The sequence below is a fragment of the Chitinophagales bacterium genome (assembly GCA_041392475.1).
GTDB lineage: Bacteria > Bacteroidota > Bacteroidia > Chitinophagales > UBA2359 > JAUHXA01.
In genome coordinates, this window is record JAWKLZ010000001.1 from 2,101,762 (window position 1) to 2,114,995 (window position 13,234).

Annotated in this window: 15 protein-coding genes; 9 read left to right on the forward strand and 6 right to left on the reverse strand. The window is 36.3% G+C overall.

The annotated features are described in order from the left end of the window. Positions 1-67 precede the first annotated feature (67 nt). The 4 genes from R3E32_07745 (at position 68) to gcvH (ending at position 3,335) form a co-directional block, all read left to right on the forward strand. Positions 68-871 (forward strand): DUF6683 family protein, encoded by an 804-nt coding sequence (locus R3E32_07745; protein MEZ4884600.1) that lies wholly within the window; start codon positions 68-70, stop codon positions 869-871. Between the two features lie 57 nt (positions 872-928). Continuing rightward, entirely contained in the window at positions 929-2,014 is a 1,086-nt protein-coding gene (locus tag R3E32_07750) for a glycosyltransferase family 4 protein (protein ID MEZ4884601.1), read from the forward strand. Between the two features lie 314 nt (positions 2,015-2,328). Further along, positions 2,329-2,793 carry a hypothetical protein gene (locus R3E32_07755; protein MEZ4884602.1) on the forward strand — a complete coding sequence of 155 codons (465 nt, stop codon included), beginning with the start codon at positions 2,329-2,331 and terminating at the stop codon, positions 2,791-2,793. A 158-nt stretch (positions 2,794-2,951) separates the two neighbouring features. Next, complete coding sequence (gcvH, locus tag R3E32_07760; protein MEZ4884603.1) at positions 2,952-3,335, forward strand: glycine cleavage system protein GcvH; 384 nt, start codon at positions 2,952-2,954, stop codon at positions 3,333-3,335. Positions 3,336-3,533: 198 nt separating this feature from the next. Here the strand turns inward: gcvH and R3E32_07765 are convergent, their stop codons facing one another. Continuing rightward, positions 3,534-3,908 (reverse strand): hypothetical protein, encoded by a 375-nt coding sequence (locus R3E32_07765; GenBank protein MEZ4884604.1) that lies wholly within the window; start codon positions 3,906-3,908, stop codon positions 3,534-3,536. A 215-nt stretch (positions 3,909-4,123) separates the two neighbouring features. Between R3E32_07765 and R3E32_07770 the strand changes: the two genes are divergently transcribed. Both R3E32_07770 and R3E32_07775 read left to right on the forward strand, forming a co-directional pair. Beyond that, positions 4,124-5,008 carry an MBL fold metallo-hydrolase gene (locus R3E32_07770; GenBank protein MEZ4884605.1) on the forward strand — a complete coding sequence of 295 codons (885 nt, stop codon included), beginning with the start codon at positions 4,124-4,126 and terminating at the stop codon, positions 5,006-5,008. 35 nt (positions 5,009-5,043) lie between these two features. Continuing rightward, positions 5,044-5,985, forward strand: coding sequence for an FKBP-type peptidyl-prolyl cis-trans isomerase (locus R3E32_07775; protein ID MEZ4884606.1), 942 nt, complete (start codon positions 5,044-5,046; stop codon positions 5,983-5,985). A gap of 75 nt (positions 5,986-6,060) precedes the next feature. Here the strand turns inward: R3E32_07775 and R3E32_07780 are convergent, their stop codons facing one another. Continuing rightward, positions 6,061-6,507, reverse strand: a complete 447-nt coding sequence (locus R3E32_07780) for a type I restriction enzyme HsdR N-terminal domain-containing protein (GenBank protein MEZ4884607.1) — start codon at positions 6,505-6,507, stop codon at positions 6,061-6,063. Positions 6,508-6,670: 163 nt separating this feature from the next. Next, positions 6,671-7,036, reverse strand: a complete 366-nt coding sequence (locus R3E32_07785; protein ID MEZ4884608.1) for a hypothetical protein — start codon at positions 7,034-7,036, stop codon at positions 6,671-6,673. A gap of 165 nt (positions 7,037-7,201) precedes the next feature. Between R3E32_07785 and R3E32_07790 the strand changes: the two genes are divergently transcribed. Next, a complete protein-coding gene (locus R3E32_07790; protein ID MEZ4884609.1) occupies positions 7,202-7,687 on the forward strand; it encodes a hypothetical protein in 486 nt (161 codons plus the stop codon). Here the strand turns inward: R3E32_07790 and R3E32_07795 are convergent. The 3 genes from R3E32_07795 to R3E32_07805 form a co-directional block, all read right to left on the reverse strand. Beyond that, on the reverse strand, positions 7,684-9,153 hold the full coding sequence (locus R3E32_07795; GenBank protein ID MEZ4884610.1) for a hypothetical protein: 1,470 nt from the start codon (positions 9,151-9,153) through the stop codon (positions 7,684-7,686). The two genes, R3E32_07790 and R3E32_07795, sit on opposite strands and share 4 nt — an antisense overlap. Positions 9,154-9,155: 2 nt before the next feature. Further along, positions 9,156-9,461 carry a hypothetical protein gene (locus tag R3E32_07800; protein ID MEZ4884611.1) on the reverse strand — a complete coding sequence of 102 codons (306 nt, stop codon included), beginning with the start codon at positions 9,459-9,461 and terminating at the stop codon, positions 9,156-9,158. A gap of 80 nt (positions 9,462-9,541) precedes the next feature. Then, positions 9,542-10,657, reverse strand: coding sequence for a DNA alkylation repair protein (locus tag R3E32_07805; GenBank protein MEZ4884612.1), 1,116 nt, complete (start codon positions 10,655-10,657; stop codon positions 9,542-9,544). A 185-nt stretch (positions 10,658-10,842) separates the two neighbouring features. Between R3E32_07805 and R3E32_07810 the strand changes: the two genes are divergently transcribed. Together R3E32_07810 and R3E32_07815 are read left to right on the forward strand one after the other, a co-directional pair. Then, positions 10,843-11,901, forward strand: a complete 1,059-nt coding sequence (locus R3E32_07810) for a type III polyketide synthase (protein MEZ4884613.1) — start codon at positions 10,843-10,845, stop codon at positions 11,899-11,901. A gap of 449 nt (positions 11,902-12,350) precedes the next feature. Beyond that, positions 12,351-13,064, forward strand: coding sequence for a lytic transglycosylase domain-containing protein (locus R3E32_07815; GenBank protein MEZ4884614.1), 714 nt, complete (start codon positions 12,351-12,353; stop codon positions 13,062-13,064). Positions 13,065-13,234 lie beyond the last annotated feature (170 nt).

Here is a 13,234-nt window from a genome sequence, read left to right on the forward strand (position 1 = left end):
TAAAATACTCACAACCCAATAGCTACTTCCGCTCTTAGTAATTTGTTCACTTCAAAATCCTTATTATATGAACATTTTCAAAGTCAATCATTTAGCAGCTTTTACCTTTAGCCTTTTATTAGGAATGACTTGCTTTTCTTTTTCTGCAAAAGCTCAATATGGTGGTAGTAACTCCTTCACCAACTTAGTGATTCGCCACAACATCGAACGCAGTATGCTTTCCAATAGAGTTTTTAACAATATGAGAGCAAACGATATGCTCCGCAAAGATGGCAGTACTATCAATTCCACAGCACCCAAAGCAACTCCAAAACCCATAAGTGTCTTTGAAGCCTCTACTCAACGCATAGTCACCAAAGAAGTACAAGACCAAACCACTAAGGAGCTATATGAACACGTATTGTGTAATTATGAAAATGTGGCACACAAAGATGGTTTTATACCCAATGATATGGCATATGCACTGAATTATTACCTGATTCACAACTACATCATTTACCACAACTTATACTACCAACCCGAAGTCAATCCAAACGACCCAATGGCAGTTGTATGGGAAATGGCAAGGCAACAACAAACCCAACTAGATGTGGCGTATGAACGCTCTATTCACCGTCAATTTCAACAATTTATTGAAGGAAATGATCACTTCAAAAATATGACCAATGCCCAAAAACAAGAAGTGGCTGAATCTCTAGCGGTCACTACGGGAATGCTTTGGATGTTGTATGCCGACTATTTGAAAACCAAAGACACTTCTGCTTATCCCGAAATTCAGAAAACAGCTTATAACAATTTGAAGATGTTGCTGGGAGAAAACGCAGATGTGGACAAACTGAAGGTAGGTTATACAGGGATGAGTTTTGAGTAACAAAGATTCATTTTGTTGTACCCTATCCATTTTCAATAAAAAGTGTTTTTTTTGTGGATGAAACGCAAAAAAATTCTGCTGATTTGCCCACATCCTGAAGATACAGCTCCTGGGCAGCGATTGAAGTATGAGCAATATTTGACCTATTTGCGGTCGGAGGGATATGACATTGATATTTCGCCATTTATGACCCTCCCCTTTTGGAATATAGTCTATAAAAAAGGTTATTTTCTGCAAAAGGTTTTTTGGACTTTGATGGGGTACTTACGACGTGTAGGCGATTTGTTTCGATTGCCATTCTATGATGGTATATATATATTTTTGTGGGTTACGCCTTTTGGCCCGCCGATTTTCGAAAGGCTTTTTGTTTTCTTCAATGCAAAGGTGATTTATGACATTGACGATATGGTTTTTTTGCGGCACAGTAGTAGTGCCAATCGTTTTATGGAGGTATTTAAGGGGCGAGCGAAGCCTATTTATTTGATGAAAAAGGCAAAACATATCATCGTTTGCACTCCCCTACTCAATCAATTTGTGCAGCAATACAACCCAAATACAACGGATATTTCTTCAACAATCAATACGCAAACATACCTGCCAATCAACACTTATTCTAATGACCTTCAGGCACTCACAATTGGTTGGAGTGGCAGTCATAGCACTTCAAAATATTTGTACTTGTTGAAAGATGTGTTTTTAGAACTTCAAAAAACACATTCCTTCAAATTGTTGGTGATTGGTGATCCACATTTTGAAATGGAAGGTATAGATTTGGAGGCAATCAAATGGGAGTCCGCAACAGAGGTACAAAATTTGCAACGCATAGATATTGGTGTATATCCTCTTCCTGATGAAGAGTGGGTATATGGTAAAAGCGGATTGAAGGCTTTGCAGTATATGACCTTAGGAATACCTACAGTGGCTACTGCAATTGGTGCAAACTTTAGGGTAATAGAAGACGGTGTTTCTGGTTTTTTGGTACAAAAAAATGAGGAATGGCTGAAAGTTTTACAACAATTGTTAGACAATCCATCTCTGAGAAAAGAAATTGGAGTAAAAGCAAGGCAAAGAGTACAAGATTATTACTCTATTGAAGCAAATAAACATAAATATTTAGATGCCTTTTCGAAAGTATTTAATTAACAGATACTTACTTCATTTTATCATCTTCAAAACATACAGGTGACTGCATGAATTGAAGTCAAAAAGTGTAAATCACAAATGAAAATTTAGCTTATACGATAAAAATTTTCTTTTGTTACCTTTTTTGGCAAAGATTTTGATTCATATTAATCAGCCTGCTTTTGATAGCCCCTCTTAGTAGTATCCTGCTACTCATTCACAAGTCCACAAAATTATCTGAAACCCATTCTTAATTGTTTAACCCCTATACCCTAAGCCTCTCAATCACAGGATTTCTGTATTGAGTATGTGTAGGACAAATGCTATGAATTGCCATGTTAAAACGAACACTTTTTTTTGGGATGATTGCTGCCTGTTTTGTTGTGAATGTAGGGTATGCCAGCAATTATAATTCTACTACCTTACAATCGAACTGCAATACAAGCTGTGCAAACATTCCTTTAGGTACACCAACCCATCTTACTTCACAGGAGAATACAATGAGGAGTGAATTACCTAAAGATTTGATTTTTAAAGTAGTGATTGGAAACTTTGTCGAACCTTTAGATATCGAATGTAGTTTCTTGCGAAAAGTACGGGATGACTTAACCATCGAAAAGACGACACAAGGAACAGTACGTTATGCCATTGGAGCTTTCAGGGAATATAAAAGAGCAGAATCACACTGTGAAAGCTTGAAAGCTAAAGGATACCGTCATGCAAAGGTAATAGCTTATAGCCAAGAAGAAGTCTTGACAACACCAATGAAAGACTTACTCGAATTAATACAAACTCCTTGATAATCAAATTTATAAAACACTTTCTGTACAAAACAGGTGGGTAATATTCTCACCTGTTTTTTGTTTTTACCTCGTAATGGAAATTAAATTGTAACCTTGCCTCAAAAAATTATTTATTTTTCTGTCAATGCACTATATTGCGAAAAAATAACAACAACATGAGCAAAATTCTTAGTGATTTACTTTACACAGAAGACCATGAATGGGTTAAAATTGATGGCGATATCGCTACTGTGGGCATTACCGATCATGCTCAAAGCGAGTTGGGTGAGGTTGTATATGTAGAACTTCCTGATGTAGGAGATTCTTTCGATGTAGGAGATGAACTCGGTACTGTTGAATCGGTCAAAGCTGTATCAGAGATATTTGCACCGCTAAGTGGTGAAATAGTTGAAATCAATGAAGCATTGGAAGATGGCCCAGAACTTGTCAACAATGAGCCTTTTGGTGAGGGTTGGATGGTAAAAATAAAGATGAGCAATCCTGAGCAGACAGAGAATATGATGGACTCCAATAGTTATAGAGACCTAATAGGAGCATAAGATTGCTATTTGGATTCTTCGTCTAATGAATGTTGGTTTTTTGGCAATTTTTGTGGAGTCTATAAAAACCTCGATAGTTTCGTAAAAAATTAAGGTTCAATAAAATACCTATGTTATCTTTTCAAAAGATAAACTACCGAAGTCTCATTTCACAGATTTTGTCAAATAACCGATATATAAACCTCCAAAAGCTCTCATTCAAAACCCCTCCAGACGCACTCTAACAGGCATTATAAATTTTTTATTCACTTTTCGCTCTAATCTACAAAAGAAAGCGTTGTGAGTATCAGCGTAATGTGTAGGAGAAATAGTACTTACCTTCCATAAATCCATCTTCTTATCTAAATTGGGAACATAGCCAGCATCTTTTGAAGGAATTTCTTGCATATATGAGATAGGACTTGAATCAAGCAAGGTGAGTTGAATTGCAGCGGTAGTAAAATTTGAAGTATTTATGAGCCGATGATAAGTAGGTGTCTGAAGCTTAGGTTCAGTAAAAGTTTGGGCATTGCAAGAAATTGCAGTGAAAATGAAAAAACTGAAACAGTATAAATGTAAAGAAAAATGTTTCATAGGATTTTTAATTATTAGACACTTGAAAACCAACCTAATTCATCCAATTATTCGTTGGTTTTCCGACTCTATATAGAACATCCAAACATACCTTATAGTTGTGTTCTTCTATCAAACGCAAGACTCTCCTCTACTTTATAAAATCTTACCTTCTCACATTTTTCCATTTTACGCTTATTGCTAGTACCTTTGACAGCTTAAACCAAACTGTATTCATGATTCATACCATTGACTTGCATTTTTTGGGGCATAGTCATTCTATAGCTTCTTACTTAGTAGAGACATCTGAAGGCCCTGTACTAATCGAAACAGGCCCACATTCTGTATTGCCTAACCTTCAAAAAGGTCTGGCAGCCAAAGGATATCGACTTGAAGACATTCAACACGTATTCCTCACCCACATTCACTTAGACCATGCTGGAGCAGCTTGGTGGTTTGCAGAACAAGGTGCTACCATCTATGTTCACCCTTTTGGATACCCCCATTTAGCTCATCCCGAGAAACTTTTACATTCGGCGAAGCGTATTTACCAAGATGAAATGCAAAAACTTTGGGGAGACATGAAACCCATTGCCGAGAGTCAGTTGGTAGCAGTTGAAAACGAAGATGAGTTTACCATTGGAGACACCACCTTCAAAGCGTGGCATACACCTGGTCATGCGGTGCATCACATTGCTTGGCAGGTGGGCAAGAACTTGTTTACAGGAGATGTGGCAGGAGTGAAAATTGAAGGAGGAAAAGTTGTGCCTCCTTGTCCTCCTCCCGATATCAATTTGGAAGACTGGCAAGATTCGATTAAACTCATCCAATCTTTGGATGTTGACTGCTTGTATTTGGTGCATTTTGGTGCAGTTCGGGATATTGAAAATCACCTCAATCACTTAGTAGATTGTCTTTGGGATTGGGCAAATTGGATCAAACCCTATTGGGAAAGCGGCAAAAGTGCAGCGGAAATCACTCCACTTTTTGAAGCCTACGCCCATCAGCAATTGGTGGATTTCGGTATTGACGCAGAAGGATGTGCAAGGTATGAAGCGGCCAACCCTTCTTGGATGAGTGTAGCAGGTCTGATGCGTTATTGGCATAAAAAAACAGTTTAAAAAAACATATTTTCATTTATTTAAAAAGTAATCAAATGATTTTTAAAAATTTGCTCTTTTCTTTATTGATCGTGGCAGCATTGGTAAGCTCCTGCAATGGAAAAGGTGGTAGTGCTGCAACAGCTCTAAAAACTTCGCAAGATTCACTCGCTTATAGCTTGGGTGTTGATTATGCTGCAAGTTTGGAGGGAGCAGAAATCAAAGGACTGAATACAGATGCTTTCTCTAAAGCACTGAACGATGTTTTGGCAGGAAAAGAATTGGAAGTATCAGAAACGGAAGTTGCTCAACAAGTTCGTGATTTTGTGAGCAAAATGCGTAGTCCAGAAGCGACTCCTGAAGATAAAAACATCAGCGATGAAAAAATTGCATATGCTTTCGGTATTGACTATGGTAAAAACCTTCAAAAAAGCGGTTTAACGGATTTCAATACTGCTGCTTTTGAGAATGCTGTCAAAACTTCAATGGCAGGAGACAAAACCAAATTGATGATTGCCGCAGAAGATGCTACTGCTCTTATCCAAAAAGAATTTTCGGCTTTACAAGCTAAAAAAGGTGCCGAAAACAAGGTGAAAGGCGAAGAATTTTTGACTGCAAACAAAGCTCGTGAAGGAGTGACTACTACTGATAGTGGTTTGCAATACGAAATCATCACCGAAGGTACTGGGCCAATCCCTACTGCTGAAGACAATGTGAAGGTTCACTACCACGGTACATTGATTGACGGTAAGGTATTTGACAGTTCAGTAGATCGTGGCGAACCCGCTTCTTTCCCTGTTGGCGGCGTAATCAGAGGATGGGTAGAAGCCCTTCAATTGATGCCTGTTGGTTCCAAATGGAAACTATTTATCCCTGCTGATTTGGCTTATGGTGAGCGTGGCGCAGGTGGTGATATTGGACCAAATGAAGCTTTGGTTTTTGAAGTAGAGTTGTTGGAGATTGTGAAGCCAGAAGCACCGGAAGACACAGAAAAATAATGACTTAATAAATAGTAATTAAAACGAAAGGCGAAAGAATTGAATTATTCTTTCGCCTTTTTTATGTGGTTTTGATTACAAATCCTCAAAATGTGGCAAATCTTCAATAAAAGCATAACTATTGGCTTCATAGTCAATTTTGCAGCAATAATGCTCTAAACCATTGGTTACGAATAGATATTCTACTTTCAAGCTGATATTGTAGGCTGCAATTTGATCGAAAACTTGTTGAGTGATTTTCACATTTGGAGCCTTACATTCTACAATCAACACAGGCTGCCCCTTGCTATCATACGCCACAATATCAGTTCGACGTAATAATGTATTTACTCTCAATGCCTTTTCTACCGCCAAGAAACTCTTCGGATAAGCTCTATCTTTGACCATGAAGTGAAGAACATGCTGTCGAACCCATTCTTCGGGAGTCCACAAAAGATACTTTTTGCGAACAAGACCCATGATATAATTTTTGTTGCCTACTGTTTTGAGAGAAATGGGGTATTCAGGGAAATTAAGCTGCATTTTTTGAAGTTTGAAATTGAAGTCTTATCAAGTGACTAGTCCTACAACAGGTTTACAAAAAACCATTGAAAAATGACAAAAAAGAGTAAATTAGTGAAGGACTATCGCAAGTACCCAGAAAACCTAAAACGCAAGGTAGTCCAAGATTATTTATCAGACAAATTTAGCTATTCCGTTGGTGCGGAGTTGTACGAGTTGTCGGACAAAAGTGTGGTACGAGAATTTGTGAAATGGCATTTTCGCCCTTCACTTGATTGTAGAAAAAAGGTGATTTTTTGGCAGCGCCCATTGCAGTGACTATCAAGTATTGTTTCGCCCCTTGCTGCAAAGCCATTTCAGCCACACGAAGCGGGTATTCATAGTCCACTTTTTTGAAGCGTTCCTTGCTGCGAGCTTTTTTAATGGTCGTTCCCATACAGCAAAATACATCATCCGCTTTCATCAAATGGGCATAGTCCTCCAATTTTTCAAAATCAATAATTTGTTCGTCCAGATTTGGGTGTGTTGTTCCGCTAAGGCAACGCCCCAAAGTGGTTACTTTCTCATATTACTCATTTTGCAGCAAAGCAGCCACACATTGACGACCAATCAAACCCGTTGCGCCAATCACCAATGCTGTTTTTTTTGTAGAAGAATTCATATTTTTGGAAATCATTTATATTATCACTAACTTCATTTTCAATAAATTGGTTCAATGAAATACCTACTCTTTTTAGCGATGCTTTCTTTGTGGCTGCAATGTGCGGACACCAATCAACAAACATCAGAAACCCAACAAAAAACAACAGCAATGGACAAAGACAAAGACGAGAATCAAGAACAAATAGACACAAAAAACAACGAAAAACCAAACTACCGCTATGTGGATGGCAGCAACAATACCTATGTGATTACGCCAACAAGCATAGACTACCAACCGATTGACAAAATGATGAGTTCGAGTGGAGATTATGATGGGGGTGAACCTGTCACCAAGGATATTGACGAAACCCAATACGCTGCTATTCAAGCTGCAATGCAGGCAGCTATCGAAAATACGGCTGCCCATATTGAGAAGCGGGAAATGGGTTCGGGTTGGATAAGTGCAGCAGGGAAGTCCTACAAAATTGCTTATCGAGCGAAGGAGAAAGGGGCGATTGAGAAGGTTTTGAGGGAGGTGATTAAAACAAAATATGATTAATAATTATATAAAATTCTGGCCTTACTTTTTTCAATATGGCATGAAAAGTTCCATTTATCTATTTCTGAACAGACTTTATTGTACTCTTCTATATTATAGTCATTGATTGATACTGAGTAATATACAATCCTTTCTTTTATAAATCTTATTATTTTTGAGTTCAGAAAACCTTCATTTAATAAATTTAACCTTTGAAATGAAGCATGCCTAATATCTTGATATACTGCAACTTGAACATATAGTCTATTGTCTGGATAATATTTATAATAATTCTCTTCTAAATAATTTTTCCTATCTAAATTAATATATTCTAATTGCTTATATCCTAATTCAGTAAGGTTTTGACATAAAGATACTCCTTCAAAAACTGGAATAGCTTTTTTGATTAATTTTTTTTGTATGGAATCAATCTTTATTCTTGCTGAGTCAACTGCAATGGAATCAACTTTTATTACTGTTGTGTCAATGGTGTAGGAAGTTGTATCAATATTATTATTAAAATTATAATCTATAGCACTAAATGTAATACTTGTTACTAACATGGAAAGAGCTAGAATGCTGCTTTTTATAGATGTATTATAGAAGACATAAAAAGCAATAGATGTAACTAATATACTTAGATATCTTTTCCGTCTTTCTTCATTCTGAATTGATTGAATTTTTTCATTAACAGCAAAAGCTAATGAAAGAATTTTATCCGTGTTAAGGTAGTCTTTCTTTGAATTAAAAAGTTTTGTAAATATTTCTTTAGTTTCTTTCATTGAAACTGCAGAATAATCTTCAATGACCTCTTCTTTTTCGTTGTTTTTTTCCTTATTATTATAATTGTAGTTAATTATTTGGAAAATAATATTATTATTACTTTTTGTTATTTTTAAGAAATTTTTTGCAAAAAATTTCGTCTTAGCATCGGAATAATATTTTTTAAATGGTATATTCCCTATTTTAATAACGAAAAACATTCCAATTCCTATAACCGCAACAATACACAACCAAAATTTTTCTGATAAAAAAATTATTGTATTTAATATTTTTCCAAATACATAATTCAATGCCTTATATAAAATATATAGCAAATTAATTATGCCTATATATAGAGTTTTAACTACATTTTCTATTTTTTTATAAATAAAGCTAATGATATTGATGAAATAATTTAATATCCATACAAAGAAAGAAAATAATGTAAACTTTCTTCTTTCTATATTAATAATCTCTCTTTCTAATTCAGATAGGTTTAGGTAGAGACTATTTTCTTTTAAATAATTCCACCCTTTTATATACAAAACAATTTCAAGAGTATTTTTCTCTAAAATAAGAGCAATATCATTAATAGAAAACGATTTGTTTCTTAAAATAATACAATGAGACCTCTGTCTTAATTCATGAGAAGTACCATTAACATAGTTATCCATTAAAGAACTTTTCTCTATTTTATTTAAGTTGATTTTTTTTGTGGAAAACAATATTATTTATTTAATTGGGTTGATTTATTATCATTACCTTCTATTTCTAATTTATTAGATTTAGTTTGATCACTGTTAGTAATAGACTGACCAATTTCGTTATTATTACCTCTTATAATTGCTTTATTTTCTATTGAAAAAGTAGCTCCTTTGGGTTTGTAAATTAATGTAATTATTAAAGTTCCTATAAAAGATATAATTAATATTAATGGCTCTAAATTAGCTTTTGAATTAAATAACCAAAAAATTGATAATGCCAAGCATATCAAATTAACTATAATAACTATTGTTTTATTTTTACTATTCATGTGTGTATGTTTTACAACTCTCTATTTCACTTTCAAAGATACAAAACAAATAAGTTATATCATAAAAGAAAATAACACTTTTAATTAAAAATCAAATCAAACCCAACCTTCCTCTTCTCCACCCCATTCACCACAACCGCCAAGTGATGCTGACCTGCGTAATGCTTGCGAGTCGTCAGGTTTTTGAAGTGTTGTTTACGTCTGAAACTCGCCGTTTCATTGGGTTGGTAGATTCGTTCACTGATTTGGAAAATTTTGCGGTTCTGTTTGCCGTTCGATTTCATGTAGTCGACTCCAAATTCCAATCTAATTTTTGCAGCTTTGGGACTGTTGTTCTTCAAGTCAAAAGAAAAATACGTGAATTCTCCAATCGGTATTTCTGTGTTTTCAATCGCCAAATTAGAAATCTCCACCTTTTCGGGGCTGCCAAAGTTGAACAATTGCAGGGCAGTCGTATTTCCTCGCTTCAAGAGGCCCCTCAAAGCGTGTTTCACAATCCAATCCGTAATCGGATTTTGTTCTTGTAGCCATCGTTCTGCCATCTGCAAAGCCAATTCGGGATGGTCTTTAGAGATGTCATTGAGGTTGTTGGCTACGCTTCTTTGGACGTATCTTTCGGGGTCAGTTTTGAGGGCTTCAAGGATAGGAAGAATCGGAGCAGCGTCTTTTTTGAAGGCAGTGAGTGCCATTCCCCACGGCAATCGAGAGCGACAGCCTTCACTCGCCAAACGCCGAATGTGGTGGTTTTCATGCTTTGTCCATTCGAGCATCGTGTTCATCATCTGTTTGGGGTAGCGCACAATATACGGGCGCACGCCAAATTCGGAACTTGCCAACTGGGTAAAATGCGCCAAGGCTGGAATCGAAATATCGGGATGCTCTAGACCAAATACGGCTACAAAATCTGGGAAGATGGTGTTGGAATAGTCTTCTCCTTTTTGACTTTTGGGCAGCCAATTCGTTGCCGTTTGCTTCAATATTTCAAGCGCATCGGGGTATATTGGAGGTAAAAAATCCTTCAATGTCAAAGTCGTATGTCGGGTTCTTTCCTTCAATGAACGCTCATCCCAAGCTTCATCAAATATTTTGGTGGTGAAACCTTTGGAGTCAAATGAAGGATAGACCTCTTCAATAAAATCACAAAGACGTTTATAGTATGTTGGATTGTAGAAGATGGTTTTGAGTTCGTAAGACATGGTTTTTAATTGAAATCAAAATTAAAAGGTAGCTTTGTTGCACAACATGACCAACAAATTTAAACAAATTATAGACTTTGTTCCTTACAGTTGGGGAATTGAAAAATCCAAGATTCAAAACATGCACGTAGATACGTTTTAGTAAAGTGTCTCTACAAGCTATCAACATAAACACATTTCAAAATATGCATCAACCAAAAGTGTTGGCAACCGCCATTGAATTACCTTTATACACCAAGACCACTGATGAAATCATTGAAGACTTTGAAGGACATTTGGCCGAGCAGCCCGAAAGACTTAGACGCAAAGTATCACGAATTTTTAAGTATGCACAAGTCGACAGGAGGTATTCGATTATGGATGCAGACAGAGTATTGGGTTCGTTATCGTTTGAAGAAAAGAACGATTATTATATCAAAAATGTCATTGAACTCTCCGAAAAAGTGCTTCGAAAAGCCCTCAACAATGCCAATTTGCAGCCGACCGATATTGACTATATCATCACCACGAGTTGTACAGGATTTATGATTCCTTCGGTAGATGCCTATTTAATCAACCGTTTGCAGATGCGCCAAGACATTGTGCGACTGCCTGTTACGGAAATGGGCTGTGCGGCTGGTGTTTCAGCCATGATTTATGCCAACAATTTTTTGAAGGCAAACCCTGGCAAAAAAGCGGCAATCATTGCAGTAGAATCTCCGATGAGTACCTTTCAATGGGATGATTTTTCGATGACTAATATGGTGAGTGCGGCTATTTTTGGAGATGGAGCGGCTTGTGTAATTTTGGGCAGCGATGATTCCAAAATTGCGCCTGCAATTGTAGATACTAATATGTACCACTTTTTTGACGAAACGGACATGATGGGTTTTGACCTCAAAAATTCGGGATTCAAAATGGTCTTAGACCCCAAAGTGCCGAATCGAATTGAAGAACATTTTCACGACATTCTTTTTCCTTTTGTGGAGCGAAATGGTTGGACAATGGAAGATATTGACCACCTTATTTTTCACCCTGGCGGCAAAAAAATCATCCAAATAGCAGAACAACTCTTCAATGAAATGGGTAAAAACCTCAATGCGACCAAACATATATTACGAGAATACGGCAATATGTCGAGTGCTACGGTGCTGTATGTGCTAGATTATATTTTGCAGACTGAGATTGAAGCAGGACAAAAAGGACTGATGTTGAGTTTTGGGCCTGGGTTTTCGGCACAGGCGGTTTTGTTGGAGTGGAAGTGATTTATTACGAATAAACACTAAAAAGGTTTCAAATTATGTAGATTTTTTAGATTTTGACATTTAGGATAATAGTGTAAAATTATTGTTTGTGTAAATAATTGTTTAGTAGTGAGATGATATTTGTTTTTTGTAATTTTTTAATGAAAAAATAGGCAGAAAAATAAACTTGAATAGTCAAGATAATGTAATTTTTTTGTTGATTATAAAAAATAATTGCCTTTCGTTTGCTAATTTTGCGGCACGAAAAAGAAGCCTCCACCTATTACTATGATTCGACATGAAAAATGTCAAGTGATTGATGGGTGAGAACAGAAACCACTATACACTACCCAATAAAAATGAAATTATGATTGTTAAAATGTACCCAAATCACTCTAACTCATATTTTAACAAACATTTACCAACTCATGTATTACTTATTGAAACCAATAAGTAAGCAGAATACAATCTTGAGTTCTCGAACTTCTTTACTTGTTCTGCTACTTTGCACACTCGGCGTAGGTACTTTTTTATCTACCCATCTAAGTAAATCCCCTCCTATCCCTCCATCTCAAAAAAAGACTCAAAAGCTCTATCTGATTGACAAAGCGGAAATTTTTATTAGTGATATTTCTTCCTTTGAAACCAAAATACGCTCAATTAGCCAAAAACTTCAAATAGCACCTGAATGGTTAATGGCAGTAATCCACACCGAATCCAAGTTTGACCGATGCGCCTCCAATAATGCAGGTAGCGAAGCGATAGGTTTATTGCAGTGGATGCCTCGAACAATTGGAGAATATGGCATTAGTGCGAAAGATTTGGAAGAATCTACCCACCTCGAACAATTGGATTATGTCTATCAGTATTTCAACAAAATGAAACGATTGGCTGGCGGTTATAATAGTTTGACAGATTTGTATCTGGCTGTATTGTATCCCAAAGCACTCAAAAGAAGTAAAAACAAATCTTATGCTTTGTATTCCTATCCTTCAAGAGAATATGAACTCAATGAAGGTTTGGATTTGAATCAAGACGGTAAAGTGACCATCAACGACATTGAAAAAAAGCTGCGGAAGCGTTATCCCGAAGCCTTTATAAATGTGGATGATACACAAAAACGTGCTGCTGAAGAATCTGCCTTGGTTTCCAAGGATTTGCAAATTAACTCTTTTGGAAGTTGAGAATGACGCTATAAAATGGTATTTTGCAGGGTGTGAAACTAATCCTTTTATGACGATATTTCGCTAAAAATTATTCCCCTTCGTAGCCCATGAATTAATTCATGGGCTACGAATAGTGCTTATAATCAAGCAGTTATTCTGTTTTTAAAAATAGTGCTTTATCACCAAAA